We start from the raw sequence: 26,338 nt of genomic DNA, 5'->3' as shown, positions 1-26,338 counted from the left end.
CAAGTTTTGCTTAGGTTTTAATTTAATTAAAATCATTTAATGAAAAACTAGTTAACAAAAAGGCAGCCTAGCTGCCTTTTTATTTATCTATCAGAAGGTAATTGCGCAGAAGGTAATTGCGCTTATTACTTTATAATAAAGAAAGGGTGAGGGCGACTAGAGTACTGAGTTAGGCTGTTATAGCATTACTGAGCGTTGAATCGTTGTCCTGTAACTTGGATGCTATCATCGCCTAATAAGTACAAATAAACGGCTAAAATTTCTTCTGGTGTTTTAAGTAAACTGACATCTTCAGCAGGGTAGGCACTGGCACGCATTGCAGTCTTAGTTGCACCCGGGTTAATCGCATTAAAGCGCAGAGAGCTGTTTTCGTATTCATCGGCAACTACTTGCATCATGCCTTCTGTTGCGAACTTAGAAACGCTATAAGGACCCCAATATGCTCTACCTTTAAGACCAACACTTGACGTTGTAAATATTGTACTAGCATTTTGTGCCTTTTCTAATACTGGAATTAAATATTTAGTCATTAAAAATCCAGCATTGAGATTAGTTTGCATTACCTGATCCCACATTGTATTTTCAATTTGTGTGAAAGGACTTAATACGCCTAAATGACTAGCATTATGAACAAGCCCATCTAATTTACCATATTCACGTAATACCGTATCAGCCATATCACGATAATGCTCTTCAGTGGCACCATTTAGGTCTACAGGTAAAATAGCGGCAGATTTTTTATTTAACGCTTCAATCTGATCATAAACTGCTTCTAACTTTTTAACTGTTTTTCCTAATAGAATCACATTAGCGCCAAGTTCAGCACATTTAATGGCTAACGCTTTACCTATACCAGCACCAGCGCCAGTGATTAGGATAGTTTTATCTGCTAATAAATTATCAGGTGCGATGTAATCCATTTAATAGTCTCTTATTAGTAAAAAGTGACATGATAACTTTTTTTTAAAAAAAACACTCAAACTCTTTTGTAGGTTGGGACATTTTTTGTCATGATAAGCGCATATATTATATAAAGAGGATTTATTTTGGATTATTTATTACAGTACGGGTTATTTTTAGCCAAAGCTATCACATTTTTAATCACTATCGTTGCTATTTTAATTGCAATTATAGCCTTAACGAGTAAACAAAAAGCCAAAAAAGGTGAGTTAGAAATAACGGATCTGTCTGAAAAAATTAACGAAACAAAAAAGTCTATATCAGAACAATTATTAACTTCTGCTCAACTAAAAGCACAACATAAAGAAGATAAAAAAGCACTTAAAATAAAACAAAAAGAAGAAAAGAAATTAGCAAGTAAAACGTCACAGCCAGAAAACTCTCCACAGCTTTATGTGATTGATTTTAAAGGAAGCATTGATGCAAAGGAAGTGTCTTCATTGCGTGAAGAAATCACCGCTATTATAAGCGTAGCATCTGAAAAAGATGAAGTGTTTGTACGTTTAGAAAGTGGCGGCGGTATGGTACATGGTTATGGACTTGCAGCTTCACAATTACAACGTTTAAAAGATAAGAATATTTCACTGACGATCTCTGTTGATAAAGTGGCTGCGAGCGGTGGTTACATGATGGCTTGTGTTGCAGATAAAGTAATAGCAGCTCCTTTTTCTATTATTGGTTCAATCGGTGTTATTGCACAAATTCCTAATTTTAATAAATTGCTCAAAAAACATGATGTTGAATTTGAACAACTTACTGCAGGCCAATACAAACGAACATTGACTATGTTTGGCGAAAACGATGACCTGGGTCGTGAGAAGTTCAAACAAGAATTAGAAGAAACACATCAATTATTTAAACATTTTGTGAGTGAGCATCGCCCACAATTAAATATTGATAAAATCGCCACTGGTGAGCATTGGTATGGTTCGCAAGCCCTTGATCTTGAATTGGTTGATAAAATCCAAACAAGCGATGATTACTTGTTAGAACAACTCGATTCTAGACATATTGTTCAAGTCCGTTATCAAAAAAGTAAAAAATTAGCTGAAAAAATAGGAAAAAGTGTCGCTTCATCTGTAGAATCCAGTTTTTTAACTATAATGCAAACTAATGTATCAAGAATGTTTAAATAACTTTATGCATTAAAATATGTTAAAAAGCCGACGATTAACAAGTCGGCTTTTTATTTGTATCTTCCAAAAATATAAAAAATAGGTTGCTATTAGTTAAAACTTTGGATTATATAAAAAAGAGAAATTCATTGGACGAGTTAACATTCTTTCTGAAACAAGACTATTTATTAGGTATTAAAGCAATATGAGCAAATCTCTGGTTATCGTAGAATCACCTGCCAAAGCAAAAACAATCAATAAATATTTAGGCAAAGATTTTATTGTAAAATCAAGTGTTGGGCACGTGCGTGATTTACCAACAAGTGGTAGTGCTAAAAAATCTATTGATGCTAAAAAGAAAAAATCTTTAGCTGGTTTAACTCCCGCCCAAAAAGCAAAAGAAACAGCAAAAAGAACACAAGCTGCATTAGTTACTCGAATGGGGATTGACCCAAAAAATAACTGGGCTGCAAATTATGAAATCTTACCCGGCAAAGAAAAAGTAGTTGATGAATTATTAAAACTTGCTGAAGATGCTCCCACTATCTATCTCGCAACCGATTTGGATAGGGAAGGGGAAGCGATTGCTTGGCACCTTAGAGAAATTTTAGGGGGCGATCACAGTAAGTATCAACGTGTTGTTTTTAATGAAATTACAGAATCAGCGATTCAAGAAGCCTTTAAACATCCAACTGAATTAAATGTTGATGGTGTAAATGCTCAACAAACGCGTCGTTTCTTGGACCGATTAGTTGGTTTTATGGTTTCACCGTTACTTTGGAAAAAAGTAGCACGAGGCTTATCTGCAGGCCGAGTTCAATCTGTTGCTGTTAAATTATTGGTCGAACGTGAACGTTTAATCAAAGCATTTAACCCTGTTGAGTTCTGGGACCTTCATGCTCAAACTATTTCTCAAGACAACACCTCTTTACGTTTAGAAGTTTATAAACAAAATGATAAAACTTTTGCACCTGTTAATGAACAAGAAACAGCCGTTGCTGTAGACGCATTAAAAGATGCGACTTACACACTACATTCTCGTGAAGATAAGCCAACAACCAGTAAAGCAAGTGCACCATTTATCACTTCAACTTTACAACAAGCAGCGAGTACGCGTTTGGGTTTCGGTGTTAAGAAAACCATGATGCTTGCTCAACGTTTGTATGAAGCAGGTTACATTACTTATATGCGTACCGATTCAACAAACTTAAGTAAAGATGCTGTTGCATCTGCTCGTGAGTTTATTGAAAAAGAATTTGGTAGTAATTATTTACCAGAAAATGCAGTGTCATACAGCAGTAAAGCAGGGGCGCAAGAAGCCCATGAAGCAATCCGTCCTTCGGATGTTGTACAACGTGCCGAATTGATTGATGTAACAGACAAAGATGCAAAACGTTTATATGAGCTTATTTGGCGTCAATTTTTAGCGTGTCAAATGCTACCCGCATTATACGATTCATCAACGTTGGTTATTCAAGCTGGCGATTATAAATTACGTGCAAAAGGTCGTACGTTACGTTTTGCAGGTTGGACGAAAGCACAACCAGTAACAAAAAGTAAAGCTGATGAAATTCATCTACCAGATTTAAAAGTGGGTGAAGAGTTAACCTTAGTTGAACTAGAGCCACTACAACACTTTACTAAACCACCTGCACGTTTCTCTGAAGCGGCATTGGTTAAAGAATTAGAAAAGCAAGGTATTGGCCGACCATCAACTTACGCAAGCATTATCTCAACCATTCAAGATCGTGGTTATGTGAAAGTCGACAAACGTCGTTTCTTTGCGGTCAAAATGGGTGAAATTGTTACCGATCGTTTAACTGAAAACTTTACTGACTTAATGAGCTACGACTTCACAAAAGCAATGGAAGAAAAGTTAGATGCTATAGCAGAAGGTAATGCGGATTGGCATAAAGAGTTAGATAGATTTTATAAAAACCTAACAACTCAACTTGATAAAGCCGAATTACCTGTTGAAGAAGGTGGAATGCGTCTTAATGATCCGGTTATTATTGATGAAGTTTCTTGCCCAACTTGTGACCGTCCAATGGGTATTCGTACTGCGAGTACAGGTGTTTTTCTTGGTTGTTCTGGTTATGCATTACCACCAAAAGAACGTTGTAAAACCACGATCAATTTAGTTGATGGTGAAGAAGTTGAAGATATATTAAGTTCTGAAGACCTTGAAACAGCAGCTTTAATGGCAAAACATCGTTGTCCTAAGTGTGATACAGCAATGGATAGTTACTTAATCGACGAAACACGTAAACTACATGTTTGTGGCAATAATCCACTTTGTGATGGTCATACCGTCGAATTTGGTGAGTTTAAAATCAAAGGTTATGACGGCCCAATTGTTGAGTGTGATAAGTGTGGTACCGATATGCAGCTTAAAGATGGCCGCTTTGGTAAATACATGGATTGTACTAACGAAGAATGTAAAAATACACGTAAGATATTACGTAGTGGTGAAGTGGCTCCACCCAAAGAAGATGCAGTGCATTTACCTGAATTAGAATGTGAGCAAAGTGATGCTTATTTCATTCTTCGTGATGGCGCTGCAGGTATCTTCTTAGCGGCAAGTACATTCCCTCGCTCTCGGGAAACACGTGCGCCTAAAGTGGTTGAGTTAGCTAAATTCCGCGATAGAATTTCTGAGAAGTTTTATTACCTAGCGGATGCGCCTCAAAAAGATCCCGAAGGCAATCTAGCTGTTGTTCGTTATAGCCGTAAAAATAAAGAACAATATGTGATGACAGAAATAGATAAAAAAGCAACAGGCTGGACGGCTAAGTATATTGATAATAAATGGGTAGAAGAAATTCCTAAAAAGAAAGTGGCTAAAAAAGCGAAAGCTAAAAAATAGCGTTTTAAACTTTCTTTAAATGGCAGCCTTGGCTGCCATTTTTATATCTGTATTTTGTTGATTGATTTTTCGTCAGTTAATGAAGTTGTTCATCGCTAACTGCTTGTTGTTGGTTTAAATTTTTAAACATTTGTATATACTAGCGTTTTTTCAAAGGATGGTTTCGAATGCGCATAGCTTTAGGTATTGAATACGATGGTGCTAATTATTTTGGTTGGCAAAGACAAAAAGAAGTTAATTCGGTTCAAGAAGAGCTAGAAAAAGCATTATCAAATATTGCAAACCATCCCGTAACAGTCAATTGTGCAGGACGAACTGATGCCGGTGTTCATGGTACTGGACAAGTTGTTCATTTTGAAACCAATTCAGACCGACAAGTGAGTGCTTGGACATTAGGTGTGAATGCTAAATTACCCGGCGATATAGCAGTACGCTGGGTTAAAGAAGTTGATGAGTCATTTCATGCACGATTTAGTGCAACGGCACGTCGTTACCGTTACATTATTTATAATGGTGTTTACCGTCCGGGTATTTTAAGTAAAGGTTTAAGCCATTATCACTGTGATTTAGATGCAGATATAATGCAGCAAGCAGGACAGTTTATAGTTGGTGAACATGACTTTACTTCTTTTAGAGCATTACATTGCCAGGCAAATAGCCCTGTGCGTAGCATTGAGTCTTTAAATATTACACGTCGTAGTGATTTTATTATTATTGATATTAAAGCCAATGCATTTTTACACCACATGGTGCGCAATATTGCTGGAAGTTTAATTGAAGTAGGGCAAGGCAAACAACCTGTTGATTGGTTAGGTACTTTGCTTAGTTATAAAGACAGATCAAAAGCGGCAGCAACAGCTAAACCCGGTGGTTTATATCTTGTTGAAGTGGATTACCCAGAAAAATTTGATTTACCAAGACCTGCTTGCGGTCCTTTATTTTTAGACATTTAATGCGACAAAACTCTATGACAACTAAAATTGAAAATGCGTCTTTTTCTGCTAATGATTTAGCGACTTGGTTAAAACATTTAGAACAACTACACCCAAATGTCATTGAATTAGGTCTAAAGCGAATTACTGAAGTGGGTAAACGTTTAAATCTAATCAATTTTGATGCAAAAGTAATTACCGTTGCAGGTACTAATGGTAAAGGAACGACTTGCGCTTATTTAGAAAAAATACTGATTGATGCAGGTTTCAAAGTCGGTGTCTACAGTTCTCCTCATATCCACCGTTATAATGAACGTCTTCGTATTAATTCTGTTGAACTTGATGATCAACAGCATTGTGAAGCATTTGCTGTTATTGAAAAAGCACGTCTTGATATATCACTTAGTTACTTTGAATATGCAACATTAGCGTGTTTATATCTTTTACAACAACAGCAATGTGATTATATCCTGTTAGAAGTAGGGCTAGGTGGGCGTTTAGATGCAACCAATATGGTTGAGTCAGATATTAGTGTGGTGACTACGATAGGGATAGATCATATTGATTGGCTTGGTAGTGATCGAGAAGTCATTGGTTTTGAAAAAGCAGGCGTATTCAGAGCAAATAAACCAGCTATTTGCGGAGAGCTCGATGTGCCACAATCAATTATTGACCATGCAGCTGCTATTTCATCACAATTAAAATTGGCTTCCCGAGATTTCTCTTTTGAAGTACTTGATGACAATACTTGGGCATGGAATGGTAAACAAACATTATCGCCCATTAAGCAAACATTAATGCCAATGCAAAATGCCTCAACAGCGCTTGCGGTAATTGAAGCCTTAGCGCTTAATATTAAACCTGAACAATTGATTACTTCCATTGAAAGTGCATCATTGATTGGTCGGCTACAAGCCTTGACCGGTTACGATTGTGACCTGTATATCGATGTTGCCCATAACCCTCAATCTGCAGAATATTTAGCATCTCAATTAAAACGTTTAAAAGAGACTAAAGGGGGGAACTGTAAAGTACATGGAATTGTTGGCATGTTGTCAGATAAAGACATGATTACAACCTTGTCTGCAATCAATTTACAAATTTCAGATTATAGTTTTGTCGACTTAAATTGTTATAGAGGGGCTTCAGCAGAGACTCTTTTAGAGGCTTACAAAAAAAGCTTAAACAATGATCATATTGTGACCTGTTATAAAAATGTTGTCAGTGCTGTTGATAAGGTAGTTAAGAATGTTGGCGCATCTGATATAGTGATTGTATTCGGTTCTTTTCACACCGTTTCAGATATTTTAACCAATTAGCAAGGTATAGAGCGTGGAATCTCAGTTTAAAAACCGTTTGGTAGGCGTCATCATTTTAGTTGCACTTGTTGTTATCTTTTTACCCTCATTAATTGACGGGAAAAAAACAACCTATCAACAAGAATTTGTTGCAACACCTATTAAACCTGAATTAAAAGAACATTCTAAAACTTTCCCTGAAACAACTGCCGTTAATGACGAACAACTCGTTATTGAAAATGAACCGACTGATCAACAACAAATTGACACAGTAAATACTTCTGATTGGCAAGTTGAAGAAGTGGCTCCAACGGTTGTTATTGAAGATAAAAAAGTACCTGTGGTTGAAACGCCAACTCCTAAACCAGTGGTGGTTAAAGCGCCTGTCTTTGATGATCCTGCTTGGACTATTCAATTGGGGGCTTTTCAAAATAAAGCAAATATTAACACATTGCTTAAAAAACTGAGCAAAGCTGGCTTCCAAGCTCATACCGTCCCTAAAGAAGTCATTGATGGACAGTTAACTCGTGTGTTTGTTGGTCCAGACGTTTCAAAACAAAAGTTAGAAGAAAAGCTACCAAGATTAAAAAGTTTAACGAGTTTAAATGGCAAGTTAGTTCCATTTAATCCAATTGCACCTTAGTTTTTGAAGCCTTTTAAAACATTCTCTGATAGAATGCGCGCGTCAAAGACTCACTACAATATTTAGGGATAGTATGAATTGGTTTGATTTCGCCATACTCGGTGTAATTGGTTTATCATCATTAATTAGTTTGATTCGCGGCTTCACAAAAGAAGCTGTCTCTCTCGTCACTTGGTTTGCTGCATTTTTTGTCGCCAGCAATTTTTATCCCGAAATGGCTCAATTCATCACCGGTATTGAAGATATTAAAATACGTAATAGTGCCGCTATTGCGATTCTCTTCATCGCTACATTATTGATTGGCGCTCTCGTCAATTACATTATTAACCGTCTTGTTGCAGTCACAGGTTTATCAGGTACCGATAGGTTACTTGGTGTTATCTTTGGTGCAATACGTGGTATTTTGATTGTTAGTGCATTATTGTTTTTCGCTGACTACATAACCTCATTCGAAGAAACGCTATGGTGGAAAGAGGCTCAATTACCTCCTCACTTTGCTATTGTTATTACATGGTTTTTCGAACATTTAGAAAGCTCATCAAGCTTTCTAAAAAATATACAATCAACCAAAATTTAATCGTTGATTAGCAAAAATTAGTCCTCAATTAAAAAGCACATTGGTTTGTGCTTTTTTGTGAACTCTCTTAAAAATAGAAAGGCTTTAATTTATGTGTGGAATAGTAGGTATAGTTGGTTCAACTCCTGTCAATCAAAGTATTTATGATGCGTTGACCGTGTTGCAACACCGTGGGCAAGACGCTGCTGGTATTGTGACAACTTACAATGGTAACTTTAAACAACGTAAAGCAAACGGTTTAGTAAAAGATGTTTTTGAAACTAAACACATGCAACGTTTAAAAGGTAACAGTGGTATTGGCCATGTTCGTTATCCTACTGCAGGTAGCTCTAGTGCTGCTGAAGCTCAACCATTCTATGTTAATTCACCTTGGGGTATCTCATTAGCGCATAACGGTAACTTAACTAATGCAAAAGACCTACGTGCCGCATTAATTAAATCTCGTCGCCATATTAATACTACTTCAGACTCTGAGTTGTTATTAAATACATTGGCTGCTGAATTAGATAAAACAAAAATGGATCACTTATCACCAGACGATATTTTTAATGCTATCTCTGAAGTGCATAAACAAATTAGCGGCGCTTACGCAGTAACTGCATTGATTATTGATCATGGTTTAATTGCTTTTCGTGATCCAGATGGTATTCGACCTTTAGTGCTTGGGTCTCGCCAAACTGATGAGGGTGATATAGAGTATATCGTTGCCTCTGAAAGTGTTGGACTTGATACTATTGGTTTTAGATTTCTACGTGATGTTGAACCGGGTGAAGCGGTATACATTACAGAAAACAGAAAATTATTTACTCAACAATGTGCTGAAAAAACATCATTAACGCCTTGTATCTTCGAGTACGTTTACTTTGCTCGTCCTGATTCAACATTAAATGGTATTTCGGTATATGAAGCACGATTAGAAATGGGCCGTAAATTAGGTGCTAAAATTAAACGTGAATGGTCAGATTTAGAAATTGATGCGGTTATCCCTATTCCAGAAACGTCAAATGATATTGCATTAGAAATTTCTGTTGAATTAGGCCTTCCTTATCGTCAAGGTTTTGTAAAAAATCGTTACATCGGTCGTACTTTTATCATGCCAGGGCAAACTCAACGTCGTAAATCAGTACGTCGTAAATTGAACCCTATCTCAGCTGAATTTAAAGGTAAAAATGTACTGTTAGTAGATGATTCAATTGTTCGTGGTACAACATCGGAACAGATTATTGAAATGGTAAGAGAAGCAGGCGCTAAGAAAGTTTATTTAGCATCAGCGGCACCTGAAGTTCGTTATCCAAATGTGTATGGTATTGATATGCCTACACCGGAAGAGTTGATTGCACATGGTCGCAACGCTGAACAAATCAGTGATTGTATCGGTACAGATAAATTAATCTTCCAAGACTTACAAGATTTAAAAGATGCAGTTGGTAAACAAAATCCTGCAATCAAAGAATTTGAATGTTCGGTTTTCGACGGTAAATACGTCACGCCAGGTATTAACAAAGAATACTTTGATTATTTAGCAAGTTTACGTAGCGAAGATGCTAAAAAAGTACAAACTCAAAAAGAAGAAATTGCTAATTTAGAGATGTATAACGAATCTTAATTTAGTCTTTTATTTTATGAAAAGCACAGCTCAGGCTGTGCTTTTTTGTATCTGTCATTTAATACCAAAAGAATTAATAAGGTGAACATTCTTGCTGGTTAAAATTACCCCTAACTGCGTTGTGAGTTTTGAAGTGAGAACAACTATCTCCTACAACTCATGCCTTATAAGTGTTAATTTTTCCTGCGCAATCTCCGATCACTTATTTAATTCCATTGGTATAATCAATTGTCGGTGTAATACTAATCACAATAAATAGCTTCTCTATTTTACTTGTTAAAACAGCCCACTTCTTCCTTGTAAATTTTGTAAAGGGAACAGCCATTAAAGCATTAACCTCTTTTGGATAATTCTCCGATAGACGATTAACGAAGTTAATCTTCGAAAGGCTTAATTTACGCCTTGAATTGAACTGTTTTTCCAGCGCAAAATTTAGATAACATATTTAATGTAATCGGTATAAAACATTAAAAACTATAGTAAAAAAGAAACATAAAAAAACCAGCGTGAAGCTGGTTTTTTTGATTGCTAAATTTAAAAATATAAGCTGTTTAATAATCGAGCATCAAGCTAATAATTTCATGAACAAATCAATAAGCCATCTTTAATCTGCAATTTTTAGAATTCAGCCGTACCTGGTGCACGAGGGAATGCAATTACGTCACGGATGTTTTGTACACCTGTTACGTAAGAAACCAGACGCTCAAAACCAAGGCCAAACCCAGCATGAGGTACGGTTCCGTATTTACGTAAATCACGGTACCAGCTGTAATCTTCTTTATCTAAGCCCATTTCTTCAAGACGTTTATCTAATGCGACTAAGTCTTCTTCACGTTGACTACCACCGATGATTTCACCGATACCTGGCGCTAATACATCCATTGCCGCTACTGTTTTACCATCTGCATTTAGTTTCATGTAGAAAGCTTTAATATCTTTAGGGTAGTTTTGTAGGATAATGGGTGCGCCAACATGTTCTTCAGCTAGGTAACGTTCATGCTCAGACTGTAAATCTACGCCCCATTCAACAGGGTATTCAAATGTTTTGTCACATTTTTGTAGAATATCAATGGCATCAGTGTAATCCATGCGGACAAACTCAGAGTTAACCATGTTTTGTAATCGTGTAATTGCTTCTTTATCGACACGTTCTGCAAAGAAGGCCATGTCGTCAGCACGTTCTGTTAATACGGCGTTAAATACATATTTCAGCATATCTTCTGCTAGTTGCGCTGCATCAGACAAATCAGCAAAAGCAATTTCAGGTTCAACCATCCAGAATTCAGCTAAGTGACGTGTTGTATTTGAATTTTCTGCACGGAATGTAGGACCAAATGTGTAAACATTACTTAATGCACAAGCATACGTTTCAGCATTTAATTGTCCAGAAACCGTTAAGAATGTTTCTTTACCGAAGAAGTCTTTTTTGTAATCCACTTTACCTTCAGCGTTGAGCGGCAAGTTTTCCATATCTAATGTACTAACTTGGAACATTTCACCAGCACCTTCACAGTCACTACCTGTAATGATAGGTGTGCTGATCCAGTTAAATCCACGCTCATAAAAGAAGTTATGAATAGCATGTGATAAACAGTTACGGACACGTGTTACTGCACCAAACATGTTAGTACGAGGACGAAGATGAGCATGTTCACGCATGTATTCAATACTATGTCGCTTAGCTGACATTGGGTAAGTATCTGGGTCTTGTACAAAACCATGCACTACTACTGATGTTGCTTGTAGCTCAAACTGTTGGCCTTTTCCTGGGCTTTCAACTAATTCACCAGTAACGGCAACGCTACAGCCCGCTGATAAATTTAATACATCAGCAGTATAATTTTCTAATTCTGAAGGGACAACAGCTTGAATAGGATCGAAGCATGAACCGTCATAAATATTTAGAAAAGAGATGCCAGCTTTTGAATCACGTCGAGTGCGGATCCAACCTTTTACTGTTACTTGGCTGCCTAATGCAAATTTGCTGTTGAAAATATCAACAATGAGTGTTTTTGACATCTTAAATAGTGCTCCATAATCACAGTCTTAACTGTTTTATACTAAAAATATTGATAGCTGCATATATTACCTCGGCCAGATTTAGATACAAGCCTCTCACTCTATATTAATGGCACTATTGACCTTTAATCGCGCATATAATCTTAAGCTTTCGCCGGTGTAGTGGGTAACACTGATTTTACCACTGTATTTTACGATTCAAACGTCACTTAAAATATAGGATTGGAGTGGTTAGTCCATCGTTTTGCACACTTGGAAAATGGCATCACATAATTTATTTATTTGTTGTTCTGATGCAATGTAAGGTGGCATCAAATATATTAACTTACCGAAAGGGCGGATCCATACCCCTAAGTCTACAAACTGTTTTTGTATCTCCACCATATTCACGGCTTGATTTAATTCAATAACGCCAATCGCACCTAACACTCTGACTGAACTTACACTAGGCAATGTTTTGCAGCGACTAAGTTGGTTCTGCAATTGATCTGATAGGGTAGAGACTAATTGTTGCCAATTTATTGTTAACAACATTTTTAAATTCGCATTTGCGACTGCACAAGCCAGCGCATTACCCATGAAAGTAGGGCCGTGCATAAAAACACCTGCTTTGCCTTCACTAATGGTTGTTGCTACATGTGTTGTGGCGAGTGTTGCTGCAAAACTCATATAACCACCGGTTATTGCCTTACCTAAACATAAAATATCTGGGCTAATATTGGCGTGTTCACAGGCAAATAATTTACCCGTTCTTCCAAATCCTGTGGCTATTTCATCGGCGATCAATAACACTCCGTATTCATCACATAATTTGCGAGCTGCTTTTAGATAACGAGGGTGATAAAAATACATTCCCCCTGCACCTTGAACAATTGGCTCTAATATTAATGCGGCTATTTGGGTATGATGTTGTCTTAATAGTTGTGTTAAATCGTCCATTGCATTGTCATGCCAAGGTTGATCAAATGTTATGTTAGGTTGTTCAGTAAAAAAATTTTTGGCAACAAAATCTTGGTAAAGCTCATGCATTGACCCTTCTGGATCAGTGACACTCATAGCAGCAAAAGTATCACCGTGATAACCTTTCTTTAGGGCTATAAATTTTGTTTTTGATTTACCTAAAGATTGCCAATATTGAAGCGCCATCTTCATTGCTACTTCTACAGCGACACTTCCCGAGTCACTAAAGAAGACTTTATCTAATCCTCTCGGTGTTATTTCTACTAATGTTTTAGCAAGGTCGACTGCAGGTTGATGTGTTAACCCTCCGAACATAATATGTGACATTTTAGATAACTGATCAGTTGCTGCTTCATTAAGTTCTTTTACATTATAACCAAATAAACAAGCCCACCAAGATGACATACCATCTATTAATGTTTCACCAGATTGTAAAGATATTAGGCATCCATCAGCGCTTTCCACAGGATAACAAGGAATAGGTGCCGTCATTGATGTATAAGGGTGCCAAATGTGTTGCTTATCGTAGGACAAATCGATTTTAGTACTTAATATACTTTTATTGTTCATTTTATAATCGCATGTAAAGTTAATTGGTTGTTTTAAGTTGACAGTGTATCTTTCAACATTAAACTAACCAAATACTTTTCAAGCTAGGTTATTAGATAATGTTAAATACGATGCAAAAGACAACAACAAGCACTACGTCAAATGTAATGGCAAGTACTATGCCTGAGAGCATAGTTAATAACTCGCAAGTTAGACGTGATTGGACGGTGACAGAGGTGAATGCCTTATTTGCGTTACCGTTTATGGATCTAATGTTTCAAGCACAAACGGTACATCGTGCGAATTTTCCTAATAATCAAGTACAAGTCAGCACATTGTTATCTATAAAAACCGGTGCTTGCCCAGAAGACTGTAAATATTGTCCACAAAGTGCACGTTATGATACAGGCCTTGAAAAAGAAACATTAATGGAAGTTGAAAAGGTAATTAAAGCAGCTAAAGATGCCAAAGCAACTGGTTCAACTCGTTTCTGTATGGGCGCGGCTTGGAAGAATCCAAAACAAAGAGATATGCCTTATCTAGTTGAAATGATTAAAGAGGTAAAATCACTAGGGTTAGAGTCATGCATGACATTAGGCTCTCTTGATGATCATCAAGCTCAGCAATTATCTAATGCTGGTTTAGATTATTACAATCATAATTTAGATACATCACCTGAATATTATGGTGAAATTATTACTACCCGTTCGTATCAAGAAAGACTGGATACTTTAGATAATGTTCGCAGTGCCGGTATGAAAGTCTGTAGTGGGGGTATTGTAGGATTAGGTGAAGAAGGGAAAGATCGATCTGGTTTATTAGTGCAATTAGCGAATATGCCCGTGCAACCTGAAAGTGTGCCTATTAACAAATTAGTTAAGGTAAAAGGGACTCCTTTAGAAAATGTAGATGATCTAGATGACTTCGAATTTATTAAAACTATCGCTATAGCACGTATTTTAATGCCTAAATCACATGTTCGATTATCAGCTGGTCGTGAAGATATGTCTGAGCAAACACAGGCTTTATGTTTTATGGCTGGCGCAAATTCTATTTTTTACGGTTGTAAATTATTAACCACAGCAAATCCTGATGAAAATTCAGATATGCGTTTGTTTAATAAACTAGGTATTAACAAAGAAGAAATTAATTTTTCGCCTTATGAAACAGAAAAGAAAGTAGATGCAGCGATTGTACGCCATGCAGAAAAAGACGAACTCTTTTACGATGCAACAAGTCAGCTCTAGTTTTCTCACTTATTACAATTATAAATGATATGAAAGATAAGAGAGAATACATGCCAATTAAACCTTTCGCTTTTATTAATGAACAACTTGAACAGCGAAAGTCACAACATTTATATCGTTCTTCTGTTCCTATTAGTGGTAAACAATCACGTTATATTGGCGTTAATGGAAAGCAATATCTTAATTTTTCAAGTAATGATTATCTTGGATTAGCATCAGATCCTGCTTTAGTTAATGCATGGAAAAAAGGGGCAGATTTATTTGGTATTGGTAGTGGTGGTTCATACCTAGTCACTGGATACAATCAGGTTCACCACGACGTCACTCAACAATTACAAGAATGGTTAGGTGTTGAGTCTATCGCTTTGTTCAGTTCTGGTTATTCAGCTAATCAAGCAATAATAAAATTATTACTGTCTAAAAATGATTTATTAATTCAAGACAAGTTAAATCATGCATCTTTATTGGAAGCTGGCGCGAATAGCCCTGTGAAAATGCAACGTTTTAAACATAACAATATGCAGCATTTACAGACTATTTTAAGCGCTAATGTTGAGAACGACAATAAACTGATCATTTCAGAGGGCGTGTTTAGTATGGATGGTGATTGTGCTCCAATCCATTCATTACAACAACAATGTCAATCTCATCAGGCATGGTTAATGATTGATGATGCGCATGGCTTAGGTGTTTTAGGGAAAGACGGCAAAGGCAGCGCGGTAGAACAAAATATTAATAATAACGATATAGATATTTATATGTCGACCTTTGGTAAAGCATTAGGTGTTGGCGGTGCTTTTGTTTCAGGCTCTAGTCAGTTGATAGATTATATTACTAACTTTTCAAAACCTTATATTTACACCACAGGATTACCACCTGCTATGGTTTATTGTATTGGAGAGTCAGCTCGGTTAGTACAAACACAACAATGGCGACGAGATCACTTATTTGAATTGATTGCCTATTTTAAGTTATTAGCTGTGCAGTTTGAACTTCCATTAATGCCTTCAAACACAGCTATTCAACCAGTTTTGATAGGGTTAAGTGATATTGCTATTACGGTGAGCCAAACGCTCAAAAAATCAGGTATTTGGACAACGGCTATTCGTCCTCCTACTGTGCCTAATAATACTGCTCGGCTAAGAGTGACATTAACAGCAAACCATCAAAAACAAGATATTGAATATTTAGTTAAACAGATAAAACAGGCCATTAATGCAAACCTCGATCAGTAATAAATGGATTAATCCAAAGCAAATTGACAAAAAAATTAATAAAAAAGCAGTTCAAGCTTCTTTCTCAAAAGCGGCTGCACATTATGATCAATTTGCTGATTTACAAAGAGAGGTCGGGCATCATCTAATGGGGTTGATAGGTGAGCCAATAATACAAGTAAATACAATCTTAGATCTTGGTTGCGGTACTGGTTATTTTTCAGCTTTATTTAATGAAGTAAATAAAGCAGCTCAGTTAACTTGTTTTGATTTGTCTGCAGAAATGTTAAAGCAAACAACCGAAAGAGGAGTCACTCGTTGTCAATGTGTACAAGGAGATATTGATGTACTCCCGTTCATGACTAGACAATTTGATCTGATTTTTTCTAACTTAGTTTTACAATGGAGTGAACATCTCACAAACTGTTTAATACAAACTAAAAAAGCATTAAATGAGAAAGGACAGTTATGTTTTTCGACTTTGTTAAATGGTTCGTTAATAGAGTTACAACAAGCTTGGAAAACAGTAGACACTAATAAACATATTAATCACTTTTTAACTCAAGAAAAAATTCAAGAAGCATTACAATTATCAGGTTTTAACCGTGTCCGTATTACGACTGAAACCCATGTAAAAAAATATACTAATGTCATTGAAGTGATGAAAGCGTTAAAAGGTATTGGTGCAAATCATGTCCACGATGGTCAAAAAAATAGAACCATGGGCAGACAATTAATAAAGCAATTAGAAAAAGGTTATCAACCCTTTATCGATAATGACGGCTTATATAACTTAAGCTATCAAGTATGTTATGTCATAGCTGACGCGAAAAGTTAATAGAACAGAGAATAAAAAATGACTGAATTACAATCATTAACAAATTTAAAATCAGGCACTTATTTTATTACAGGTACGGATACCGATGTGGGTAAAACAGTCTGTACTAAAGCGTTATTACAAGCAGCAAGTAAACAACATAAAAGTACGTTAGCCTATAAACCCATTTCAGCAGGATGTGAAGAAACACATTTAGGATTGCGTAATGAAGATGCTTTAATACTACAACAAAATAGTACGCTTAAAGTAGGTTACGATGAAGTGAATCCCATTGCTTACAAACAACCTATTGCTCCCCATATTGCGGCAATAGAAAATGAACAGCCTATATGCCTAACATTAATCAATCAAGGTTTAGATTTTTTACAACAGCAGCAAGCACAGTTTTTATTTGTAGAAGGGGCAGGTGGTTGGCACTTACCTATTAATAATCAACAACTTTTCTCTGAGTGGGTGATAGAAAGACAACTACCAGTGATAGTGATTATAGGTTTAAAGTTAGGATGTTTAAATCATGCCTTATTAACAGTAAAAACTATCGAACAAAGTGGATTAACTATAGCGGGATGGGTTGCTAATCACCTACAGCATGATATGCCTTATGTTGAGCAAAATATTAATACGTTAAAAGAGTTCATTGATGCACCTTTATTAGGAACTATTCCATTTTTAGGCAACATAAATGAACAGGATTTAAGCTTATATATTGATGTTAATTTTAATGGTTAACTATCAATACATACTTAGCAATATATAACTAGGAATGAACAGATAGGCCTCTAACATCTTCCTTTTTTAGCTTGGCCAGGCGGACAAAAGGTCCCCTTACTTTTAGTCTCTTTAACATGGATAACTTCATCATGTTGTGAATCATTAACAATGACCTTTGGGCCTGTTACTTTTACTGAGGGGCCTAATACTTCACAGCCGGTTAGTGACATTAAAAATATAAAGGGTAAAAACTTAATAACTTTCATTTTTGGTCCTTTGTTATGTTTATTTTCCTCTGTTTCTAATTCATCAATTCATCAATAGAAAGGTAAATAATCTCATTAAAAAAATTAACATGAAAGTACGTTATTAAATGATAAAAAGCAATCTATCGACTTAATGAAAGTTCATCATTAGACAATTGTTTTTATTAAGCGTTTTAGCTTGTTACCTTTTAACTTTAGTTAACCATTTTTTCCAAGGAAGTGGCATCATTGGAATAACAATTAGTAGTATACCTAGCCCCGTTAATAAGTCTGGTATTTCATCAAACCACATTATCCCGAACAGCGTTACAAACGCTAATCCAGAATATTCAGCTAATGCAATATTACTTACATCGGCCTTTTTATAAGCAATAACGACTAGCCCGTGATAACCCAATACAAATATATTGATAGCCACGATCCATAATATATTCGTGATCGATATTTCATTCCATTCGAATAATGCGAGAAATAAAGCCAGTGGTAAAGTCATTACCGTCGTCCAAAATAAAGTTGATATTAGATGTTGTCCTGCGGGTAGGCGGCGAATAAACACATTACAAAAAGCCATTGTTAATGCGCTACCTAAGGCAACAATAGCTGCCCAATGGAACTGATCGGGTCGTAATACAATCAAAACGCCAATAAAACCAATACCCGTCGCAATATATTTACTAAGTGGGGGCGTTTCTTTGAGAAGAAAAATAGACATCGGTAGCATCATTAGTGGAGCAACATAAAACATGGCATTTGCTGTGGCTAATGTTAAATGCGTAATAGCAATCATTGCACAGGCACTTCCACCAACAATAAATTGTGCTCGCCAAAAGGTGATCATATCAAAACCATCTTTATATTTTATTGTTGACAGTCTTATCCAAAATGGAAAAATAAAAAGTAAACTGATCATTTGTCGAATAAACACATATTGAAAAGTCGGTACTTCACCATTCAATACTTTTAGTGAAACATCAGACAAAGAAGCCAGTAAATTTGCTAGCACTAACAGTAAAATAGCTTGTGTGGTTGATTTATGTTGCATGTATATTCCGAGAAATTAACTAAAAGTATCAATAAAATGAGTAATTCATAAGGACAAAAAATAGGGCGAGGCATTATATACAAAAGTCTATTTGGATATAGTTTTATTTGTATTACTTAATCATGTGTAGCAATGGTAAATGCTTCTTTTACGTTAATAGTTTGTTTCGTAGGTTGATTTTGTAGTGTCAATTTAGAGGTGCTTTATTTGAAGGAGATAATCATATCAATCACACTCATTAACTGATCTATTTTACTTGTTAAAATAACTTATTTCTTCGTTGTAAATTTCGTAAAGGGGACAACCATTAAAGCATTAGCATCCTTTGGTTAATGCTCCGATAGACGATTAACGAAGTTAATCTTCGAAAGGCTCAATTTACGCCTTAAACTAAGTCATTTTTCCTGCGCAAAATTTAGATCACTTATTTAATGTGATCGGTATTATATGAAAGAGTTTTCGATGTGAAAGTAAAATGGTTGCTATTGTTACCGTGGCATACTGTTTATTTGTAATTAAAGCTTATTTGAAATTAAACCTATCTGAAATTAAACCTATATTAAATAACTATATATAAAATAACTCGATGTAGCGTTGAATAATGAAATGCAGCTTTATACTATTAAAGCTGCATTTAAATCAGTTAATACAACAAGCTATAAAGCTTACGGCGATATTCAGAAACTAATGCGGCGTCATCAATGGTGGCTAAAATATCTAACATTGTTTTTTTAGCATCGCCATTTTCATAACCAAGATCTTTGCTTAACAAGTTATATAGCAAATTAAGTGCCTCTTGATAGCGTTTAACATGATGGTATTGGATAGACAGTTGATATTGGATAGGCAATTTATCTTGTGCATTTAATAAGTCAGCTTCTAATGCCGTTATTTCAGGTGTTTGTGAAGATTGCTCTGCTAACTCTAATTCAGAGATTAAACTATGATAAATCATATTTTGATCTGCCATTGGGATCTCTGCAAGAATAGGTTTGGCATTTTCAAATTCACCTAACGCTAAATATATTTGCGCCAATGCGAGTTTTATTTGATTATCTGTCTCATTTAGCTTTTGTGCTTGAAGAATTGTTGACTTCGCTTCATCAAGGTTGCCTTGAGCGAATAACGTTTGTGCATCACCTAGCAGTGCCATTGCAGGATCGGGTAGATGTTTATTAATAAAATCATTAATAAATGCCGATGTCTGTTCACCTGCAAATCCATCAACACCTTGTCCATTTACAAACATATACACAGTTGGAACACTTTTTATTTCAAAGTGTTGTACAATTTGATGCTCGGTATCACAATTAATTCTTGCTAATGTAAAACCGTTTGCATGTTCTCTTTGTAATTGCTCAAGTAAAGGCAATAAAGATTGACAGATAGTGCATTGGCTAGACCAAAAAACCGCCAACACAGGTTTATTGACTGAACCTTGGGCAATAACTGTTTGAAAATCTTGCACGGTTACATCAAAAATATCTGCTTGCATTTTAACCTCTTTTTCATTTAAAAAATTTTTAATCATGATACGTGAAGATTGAAAGCCATCAAAGCCTATAGTCGGTGTATATTCAAGCAATTAGCTTACAAAAAGGTGAGTATAAGCAAGAATGTCGTAAATATTCGCTAAGAGTGTTAATCAGTTCATTTTTCTTCTTGTTTTTAAAGCCTTGCAAAAGTAACATTGGACGCTCAATAAAAGGAGCATTTACATGTTAACAGGTAGTATTGTAGCACTCGTGACCCCAATGGATCAGACTGGCGAAATTGATTATATTGCATTAAAAGAACTCGTTGAGTTTCATATTAAATCAAAGACAGCTGCTATTGTAGCCGTTGGGACTTCTGGTGAATCAGCAACATTTAGTGTTGATGATCATGTAAAAGTGGTTGAGCGAACTATTGCGTATGCTGCAGGTCGAATACCTGTTATTGCTGGTAATGGTGCTAATTCAACATCAGAAGCCATTGCATTAAGTAAATTATTTACTAATAGTGGTATCGTTGCTGGTTTAAATGTAACTCCTTATTACAACAAGCCAACACAAGAAGGTTTATACCTTCATTACAAAGCAATTGCAGAATCTTGTGAATTGCCACAAATTTTATATAACGTACCAGGCCGTACTGCTGTTGATATGTTGCCAGAAACGGTTGCACGTTTAGCTAAAATTCCAAATATCATTGGTATTAAAGAAGCAACAGGTGATTTAGAACGTTTAGCTGAATTAAAAGCAATTTTACCTGCTGATTTCTTACTTTACAGTGGCGATGATTCAACAGGTTGTGATTTTATGCTACAAGGTGGGCATGGTGTTATTTCAGTAACGACTAATATTGCACCTGTCGAAATGGCACAGATGTGTGAGTTTGCACTGAATGGCGAAGTCGATAAAGCACTTGAAATCAATAATCAGTTAATGCCTGTACATACAAATTTATACCATGAAGCGAATCCAATCCCAGTGAAATGGGCTTGTGCGGAGTTGGGTTTAATTCCTACTCCTACATTACGTTTACCATTAACGACATTATCTGAACAATATCAAGGCATTGTTCGTAATGCATTAATTGAAGCAAAATTACTTTCATGAAAAAAAATAAAGCGTTAACCCAAATTGCTACACTAGTCATTCTTACTTCTGCAGTGACTGGTTGTGCCCGTTTCCAAGACAGAGCAAAAGCACAAGGTGATTTTGATTATCAAGAAGTCACCTTAATTGATAAATATGATAGCGGTACTTTTTCAACAGTAGAAAATCGATCATCTTTTGAAATTCCCACATTAACAGAGCAACAGAACCAATTTGGTCTAATGGGGGCTGATGTTGATGTGCGACCTCCAAGTCAGTTAATGCCGGTTTTAGATGGTGTGTTGTTAGATTCTGATTTATCTGAAACTAAAGTCTGGTTTAATGCTTTTAAACAACAAGTCGATACACAATTAACAGTATGGGATTTGGCGCTTGAATATTTAGCTTATAAAAATTCAACACCCGTTAATAGTAATATTGATACTTTAACAATCGATACTGGCCCTGTGATCACAGAGAGATCTTATGGTTCTATTAGTACTAATACCTATCACGAAGAAGGTGTGTATAAATTACAAATAGAGAAAGGTACAGATGACCGTAGTGTTTCGCTAGTGGTTGATGCTAAACGTTATGAAGCACTAAATGATGGTGAAGAAATAAAACATATTTTAAAAGGGCGTACTAAACGCAATATAGAAATTCGTTTTATAAATGAAATGCTACAATTTGCCTACGTCAAACAGCAATCTGAAGCGTTACAAGCAGCAAACGATAAACCATTACCTATTAAACTCGGCTTTGATGATAACCATCAAACAGCTTGGATTATTGATTCAGAGTTTATTGATGTCTGGAATAAGTTACCTTCACTACTTAGCTTAATGAGTTTTAAACCAGTTGATAATGATAAGAACTTAGGCTATTTCTTAGTTAGATTTGTATCTCAAGACGAAGATTATTGGTCTGAAAGAAACTTAAACCCAATTGATTTAGAAGAAGGTGAGTACTTTGTTCAACTTGGAGATTTAACCGGCGACGATACATCACTAACGTGGTTAGACTCAGATAAGAAACCATTATCTGGCCAACAAGTGACTGAACTTTACTTAAGTATTACAGATAATATTCGTAGTGTTATTTTAGAGAATGATCAACAAACTAAACCTTTGTAAATTAAATTTAAAAAGGTTTATTTGACGACTATAAGTTTGAAACAGTTTAAATAAATGGTTTTAAATCTTGTAGACAATAAACATCAAGCCTGATTAATTCTTTAATCAGGCTTTTTTTGTGCCTTTTTTTCTTGTTCAAGTTGCTCTCGTGCCTCTCTGTCTTTCTTTTCTTGCATCGCTTTTACTACACTGTCTGGAATTTTCATGTTGGCACTTTTTTTTAATAACAAGATGTTGCTTAATATAATGCCTAACGCTAACACAATGATGAAGATAACCCATCCCATTGACATAATAATTCTCCTAAATTAAAAACAGCAGATACAAAAAAGCAGGACAATGTCCTGCTTAATAATAGCGTTAATTAACTTAAATAACCTTGTTTATAAACTCTTTTATTAACAAGGCATTAACGGCCAGCCTTAATCTATTAAATTATATTGTTCACGAAGGATATCAATAATTTCTTGTTTAGGGTTGTCGGATAATTCAATTTTCTTACCAACCACTTTTTCAGCAATATTTGTATAAGTTTTAGAAATTTGCATCAATACAGCTTCTGGTAAAGCATTATCTTTTGCTAATGCAAAACGCTCCTGCATACGATCCTTGTTTAGCAGAATATCTGGGTCTGGGAAGTGTTTGAGTAATAACTGTCGAAAATCTTCTTTAGAATTTTCAACTATTTTACCTTCGCGGTAAGCTGAACCATCCCAAATACGTGAAGAATCAGGTGTACCGACTTCATCCATATAGATAAGTTTTTCATTACCTGCTTTATCTGTCACGTAACCAAATTCAAATTTTGTATCAACAAATATTTGGTCTAATTTAGCTAGCTCGGCACTGATCACATCAAACCCTTCTTTTAATAGTTTTTCGTAATCATTGATATGAGAAGGAGATGTAAAGTTAAAGGCAGCAAAGTTGTCTTCAATATTTTGACGAGTAATATTGACATCATCGACTTCTTGAACGCCGGGAACACCTTTTAAAATGCCTTTAGTTGAAGGCGTAATCAACAATTCAGGTAGTTTAGTGTTATTTTGTAAACCTTCATCAATTGAGATCCCACAAAATTCGCGCTCACCTTTTTCATAAGCGCGCCACATTGAACCTGTAATGTATTGACGCGCAATGGCTTCAATCATAACCGGACGTGCTTTTTGAACAATCCAAACAAAAGGGTGTGGGATATCTAAAATGTGGCTGTCAGCTAAGCCTTGCTCTTTAAATAGTTTGAACCAGTGATTTGATATTGCATTTAGTGCTGCTCCTTTACCTGGAACACCATTCATACCACCTTCACCATGCCAGATACAATCAAACGCAGAAATACGATCACTGATTACCATAATGGCTAATGGCGCATCATTTGGTACGTTGTAACCTTTTTCTTCAATTAAGCGTTTGCTATCTTTAGCTGTTAACCAATAAACTGAACGCACTTTACCACTGTGGACTGGCTGATCTGTACGAATTGGTAAATCGTTGTTTACAGCTAATACTTTGTCGGCAAGACTCATAAAAATATCCTATAAAAAGCCAAAGTGAGCAGAAAATTCTGCAGGGAATTAAAGACAGAATGATATCAGATTGTAACTGACTAATCATGCCAAAAAGAATTAGGGCGGTTATAATAAATATTTAGGGTTTTTATTAATTATATTTTTAATATTTAACTTATTTGATCCAGCGATTATAAACAATAAGGCAAAAAACGAAGATGGCTAAAGATTTTACTTTCAAACAATTTCACATTACTGCTGCACAGTGTGGAATGCCGGTCAGTACTGATGCTATTTTGCTAGGCGCATGGGCAAGAGTAGACAAAGCTAAAACTATTTTGGACATTGGATGTGGAACAGGGCTTTTAGCCATTATGTGCGCACAGCGAAATCAATCCGCACATATTAGTGCGATAGAAATAGAAGAAAATGCTTTTAAAGCCGCAATAGATAATTGTATCAATAGCCCCTGGTCATCGAGGTTAGCGGTAATTTATTGCCCATTACAAGAGTTTGCTAAAGCCAATAAAACCTTTGACTCTATTATTTGTAATCCACCGTATTTTAATTCGGGTGAAGAATCTAAAATGACCCAACGTGCAGTGGCTCGACATACTTCAATGCTTTCACATCAAACCTTAATTACCTGTTGCCAAAAGTTATTAAATAATGATGGATTAGCAAGTTTTGTATTACCAAAACAAGAAGGAGAGGCCTTTATTAGATTATTGGACGATGCTTCAAATGAGAAAAATTCGCTACAAATATCAAAGCTTACCTATGTTAAAACCACAATAAATAAACCCGCTACACGTGTGCTAATAGAGTTAATAAAATCTGGTTATCCAGTGATAGCCAAGCAAAGCGAACTAACAATTCATGATGGGTTAGATTACTCTTCTCCTTATATTAGTTTAACTAAAGACTTTTATTTAAAAATGTAAAGTGTATTTACACGTGAAATTGTAGATAACCTATATTCTAGATAACCGTTATTCTAGATAATGGGATCAAATATTAATATGCTACGTTCTCATGTCATCCAGTGTCGTTAGTTTTTTGTAATTCATAGCAAATCACCATAGCAATAATGAGTTACTCGGGGCAGATTTAATACAGAATAGGTAAAATTAACAGTACAGTATCAATTTGCTTATCTTGGGTTGATATTAGATACGTAAAATTATTAATGGTTACTAATAATTAAAGAATTGACGGTGGTCTTTACCTGAACTAAAACTACTGACTTTGTTTTTATGTTTATAAGCTTTCCAGTTTGCAACTTGTGAACCCTGATTCAGGTGCGGAAATAATTGCCCATCTTGGTAAGGTAAGGATAAAAACAAACATAATTTATAAAAGCTATCCTGCTCGCTTAAGTTAATTATTAGTAGATTTTCACGTCCCTTGAAATAACTCTGTACTTGCTTTTTGTGTTTTAAATAACAATTTTTTAAATGCAGATCACTCAATAAATTGTCATCATGAGTAGCAAAGGTGTCATTAAATGACCTTTTCAATACAGGGCTAAAGCTGCCTGTTTTAGGTTTAAGGTCCGGCGCCATTTTATTTAACAAACGTTGCATGGACGGTAACCAATGCTGAAGCTCTCTATCTAAATAAATAAACTTGGAGCCAGGAAATAGTTGATCTAATTGTTTAAAGTCCGAAAAACAAGGGGCATCAGATACTACATTAGCGAGTCTAAAAGCCTCCTTAGTAAAGGCGGTATGAGCAACTTTAAAACCTGCCTCTAACATTGCAACGCTAATACTTGTTGTTCCTGTGCGCGGAAGCCCAATAACAAATATTTTACTTTCTTCATTCATATTACTCATTTTCATTTATGGTTGGTACTCATAATAAAAGTTGCACGTTAGCAAAATACATTCTAATCAATATGGTTAAATTGCTATAGAACGGTGATAAATATACTCAATTTTCACATAAAAATATAAGTTATCAGTAATATAATCGGTTAATTACAAGACGAAACTCACAGTACTGAACTTCAATTTTTCACACTTATTTTAGTGAATTAAATAATAAAAAATAATATTTTTTATGTGATTTAAATGTAAGCTGTTGTTTGTAAATAAAATTTATCTAGTGATTCAACGGTTTCATCTATATAATCTCCTCCCCCAAAAAGCTATATAAGCTTTAAAGACCTTTATCTTTGTGAGATCAAAGCATTGCCTGAATTTACTTTAGTGGTAATCTTTTGTGCAACAAAGCTTTAACAAATACATCATAGTTTATCTGTTAAAAC

Annotated in this window: 23 protein-coding genes; 14 read left to right on the top strand and 9 right to left on the bottom strand. The window is 35.5% G+C overall.

Annotated features, from left to right (window positions below; genetic code table 11):
- Positions 1-185: 185 nt before the first annotated feature.
- Positions 186-920 carry a YciK family oxidoreductase gene (locus tag GQR59_RS08975; protein WP_160061771.1) on the bottom strand — a complete coding sequence of 245 codons (735 nt, stop codon included), beginning with the start codon at positions 918-920 and terminating at the stop codon, positions 186-188.
- A gap of 126 nt (positions 921-1,046) precedes the next feature.
- On the opposite strand from GQR59_RS08975, the gene sohB reads away from it, so the two are divergent.
- From sohB to purF, 7 genes are all read left to right on the top strand, one after another.
- Complete coding sequence (sohB, locus tag GQR59_RS08970; protein ID WP_160061769.1) at positions 1,047-2,096, top strand: protease SohB; 1,050 nt, start codon at positions 1,047-1,049, stop codon at positions 2,094-2,096.
- Positions 2,097-2,280: 184 nt separating this feature from the next.
- Complete coding sequence (gene topA, locus GQR59_RS08965) at positions 2,281-4,941, top strand: type I DNA topoisomerase (RefSeq protein WP_160061767.1); 2,661 nt, start codon at positions 2,281-2,283, stop codon at positions 4,939-4,941.
- A gap of 167 nt (positions 4,942-5,108) precedes the next feature.
- On the top strand, positions 5,109-5,894 hold the full coding sequence (truA, locus tag GQR59_RS08960; RefSeq protein WP_160061765.1) for a tRNA pseudouridine(38-40) synthase TruA: 786 nt from the start codon (positions 5,109-5,111) through the stop codon (positions 5,892-5,894).
- A 14-nt stretch (positions 5,895-5,908) separates the two neighbouring features.
- Entirely contained in the window at positions 5,909-7,192 is a 1,284-nt protein-coding gene (gene folC, locus GQR59_RS08955; RefSeq protein WP_160062530.1) for a bifunctional tetrahydrofolate synthase/dihydrofolate synthase, read from the top strand.
- Between the two features lie 13 nt (positions 7,193-7,205).
- Positions 7,206-7,814: an SPOR domain-containing protein gene (locus GQR59_RS08950; RefSeq protein WP_160061763.1), complete on the top strand. Its 609-nt coding sequence runs from the start codon at positions 7,206-7,208 to the stop codon at positions 7,812-7,814.
- A 73-nt stretch (positions 7,815-7,887) separates the two neighbouring features.
- Positions 7,888-8,391, top strand: a complete 504-nt coding sequence (locus GQR59_RS08945) for a CvpA family protein (protein ID WP_160061761.1) — start codon at positions 7,888-7,890, stop codon at positions 8,389-8,391.
- Positions 8,392-8,482: 91 nt separating this feature from the next.
- Positions 8,483-9,997 (top strand): amidophosphoribosyltransferase, encoded by a 1,515-nt coding sequence (gene purF, locus GQR59_RS08940; protein ID WP_160061759.1) that lies wholly within the window; start codon positions 8,483-8,485, stop codon positions 9,995-9,997.
- A gap of 618 nt (positions 9,998-10,615) precedes the next feature.
- On the opposite strand, the gene asnS is transcribed toward purF, so the two are convergent.
- Both asnS and bioA read right to left on the bottom strand, forming a co-directional pair.
- On the bottom strand, positions 10,616-12,016 hold the full coding sequence (gene asnS / locus GQR59_RS08935; protein ID WP_025566021.1) for an asparagine--tRNA ligase: 1,401 nt from the start codon (positions 12,014-12,016) through the stop codon (positions 10,616-10,618).
- 231 nt (positions 12,017-12,247) lie between these two features.
- The gene (gene bioA, locus GQR59_RS08930; protein ID WP_160061757.1) at positions 12,248-13,546 is read right to left on the bottom strand and encodes an adenosylmethionine--8-amino-7-oxononanoate transaminase; all 1,299 of its coding nucleotides are present in this window, start codon (positions 13,544-13,546) and stop codon (positions 12,248-12,250) included.
- Positions 13,547-13,704: 158 nt separating this feature from the next.
- On the opposite strand from bioA, the gene bioB reads away from it, so the two are divergent.
- From bioB to bioD, 4 genes are read left to right on the top strand one after another with little or no spacing between them, the layout of a single operon-like run.
- Positions 13,705-14,772, top strand: a complete 1,068-nt coding sequence (bioB, locus tag GQR59_RS08925) for a biotin synthase BioB (RefSeq protein WP_160062528.1) — start codon at positions 13,705-13,707, stop codon at positions 14,770-14,772.
- 50 nt (positions 14,773-14,822) lie between these two features.
- Complete coding sequence (gene bioF, locus GQR59_RS08920; protein ID WP_160061755.1) at positions 14,823-16,007, top strand: 8-amino-7-oxononanoate synthase; 1,185 nt, start codon at positions 14,823-14,825, stop codon at positions 16,005-16,007.
- Positions 15,988-16,824, top strand: coding sequence for a malonyl-ACP O-methyltransferase BioC (gene bioC / locus GQR59_RS08915; protein ID WP_201288042.1), 837 nt, complete (start codon positions 15,988-15,990; stop codon positions 16,822-16,824). Before bioF ends, bioC begins: the two co-directional genes overlap by 20 nt.
- 18 nt (positions 16,825-16,842) lie before the next feature.
- Positions 16,843-17,553: a dethiobiotin synthase gene (gene bioD / locus GQR59_RS08910; RefSeq protein ID WP_160061753.1), complete on the top strand. Its 711-nt coding sequence runs from the start codon at positions 16,843-16,845 to the stop codon at positions 17,551-17,553.
- Positions 17,554-17,603: 50 nt separating this feature from the next.
- Here bioD and GQR59_RS08905 read toward each other — a convergent pair whose 3' ends face one another.
- From GQR59_RS08905 to GQR59_RS08895, 3 genes are all read right to left on the bottom strand, one after another.
- Positions 17,604-17,801: a hypothetical protein gene (locus GQR59_RS08905; protein WP_160061751.1), complete on the bottom strand. Its 198-nt coding sequence runs from the start codon at positions 17,799-17,801 to the stop codon at positions 17,604-17,606.
- 181 nt (positions 17,802-17,982) lie between these two features.
- Positions 17,983-18,843: a DMT family transporter gene (locus GQR59_RS08900; RefSeq protein ID WP_160061749.1), complete on the bottom strand. Its 861-nt coding sequence runs from the start codon at positions 18,841-18,843 to the stop codon at positions 17,983-17,985.
- A 643-nt stretch (positions 18,844-19,486) separates the two neighbouring features.
- Positions 19,487-20,338 (bottom strand): tetratricopeptide repeat protein, encoded by an 852-nt coding sequence (locus GQR59_RS08895; protein ID WP_160061747.1) that lies wholly within the window; start codon positions 20,336-20,338, stop codon positions 19,487-19,489.
- 223 nt (positions 20,339-20,561) lie between these two features.
- On the opposite strand from GQR59_RS08895, the gene dapA reads away from it, so the two are divergent.
- Together dapA and bamC are read left to right on the top strand one after the other, a co-directional pair.
- Positions 20,562-21,443, top strand: coding sequence for a 4-hydroxy-tetrahydrodipicolinate synthase (gene dapA, locus GQR59_RS08890; protein ID WP_160061745.1), 882 nt, complete (start codon positions 20,562-20,564; stop codon positions 21,441-21,443).
- Complete coding sequence (bamC, locus tag GQR59_RS08885) at positions 21,440-22,558, top strand: outer membrane protein assembly factor BamC (protein WP_160061743.1); 1,119 nt, start codon at positions 21,440-21,442, stop codon at positions 22,556-22,558. The genes dapA and bamC overlap by 4 nt, the downstream gene beginning before the upstream one ends.
- Before the next feature lie 101 nt (positions 22,559-22,659).
- On the opposite strand, the gene GQR59_RS08880 is transcribed toward bamC, so the two are convergent.
- The gene (locus GQR59_RS08880) at positions 22,660-22,851 is read right to left on the bottom strand and encodes a DUF2897 family protein (protein ID WP_160061741.1); all 192 of its coding nucleotides are present in this window, start codon (positions 22,849-22,851) and stop codon (positions 22,660-22,662) included.
- 129 nt (positions 22,852-22,980) lie between these two features.
- Entirely contained in the window at positions 22,981-24,084 is a 1,104-nt protein-coding gene (locus tag GQR59_RS08875; RefSeq protein ID WP_160061739.1) for a phosphoribosylaminoimidazolesuccinocarboxamide synthase, read from the bottom strand.
- 200 nt (positions 24,085-24,284) lie between these two features.
- On the opposite strand from GQR59_RS08875, the gene GQR59_RS08870 reads away from it, so the two are divergent.
- Positions 24,285-25,010 carry a tRNA1(Val) (adenine(37)-N6)-methyltransferase gene (locus GQR59_RS08870; RefSeq protein WP_160061737.1) on the top strand — a complete coding sequence of 242 codons (726 nt, stop codon included), beginning with the start codon at positions 24,285-24,287 and terminating at the stop codon, positions 25,008-25,010.
- A 252-nt stretch (positions 25,011-25,262) separates the two neighbouring features.
- Here GQR59_RS08870 and GQR59_RS08865 read toward each other — a convergent pair whose 3' ends face one another.
- Positions 25,263-25,895: a sulfotransferase gene (locus GQR59_RS08865; protein WP_160061735.1), complete on the bottom strand. Its 633-nt coding sequence runs from the start codon at positions 25,893-25,895 to the stop codon at positions 25,263-25,265.
- Positions 25,896-26,338: the final 443 nt, after the last annotated feature.

It is taken from the genome of Psychromonas sp. L1A2 (assembly GCF_009828855.1).
Lineage (GTDB): Bacteria > Pseudomonadota > Gammaproteobacteria > Enterobacterales > Psychromonadaceae > Psychromonas.
This window is presented reverse-complemented; position numbering and strand designations above follow the sequence as displayed.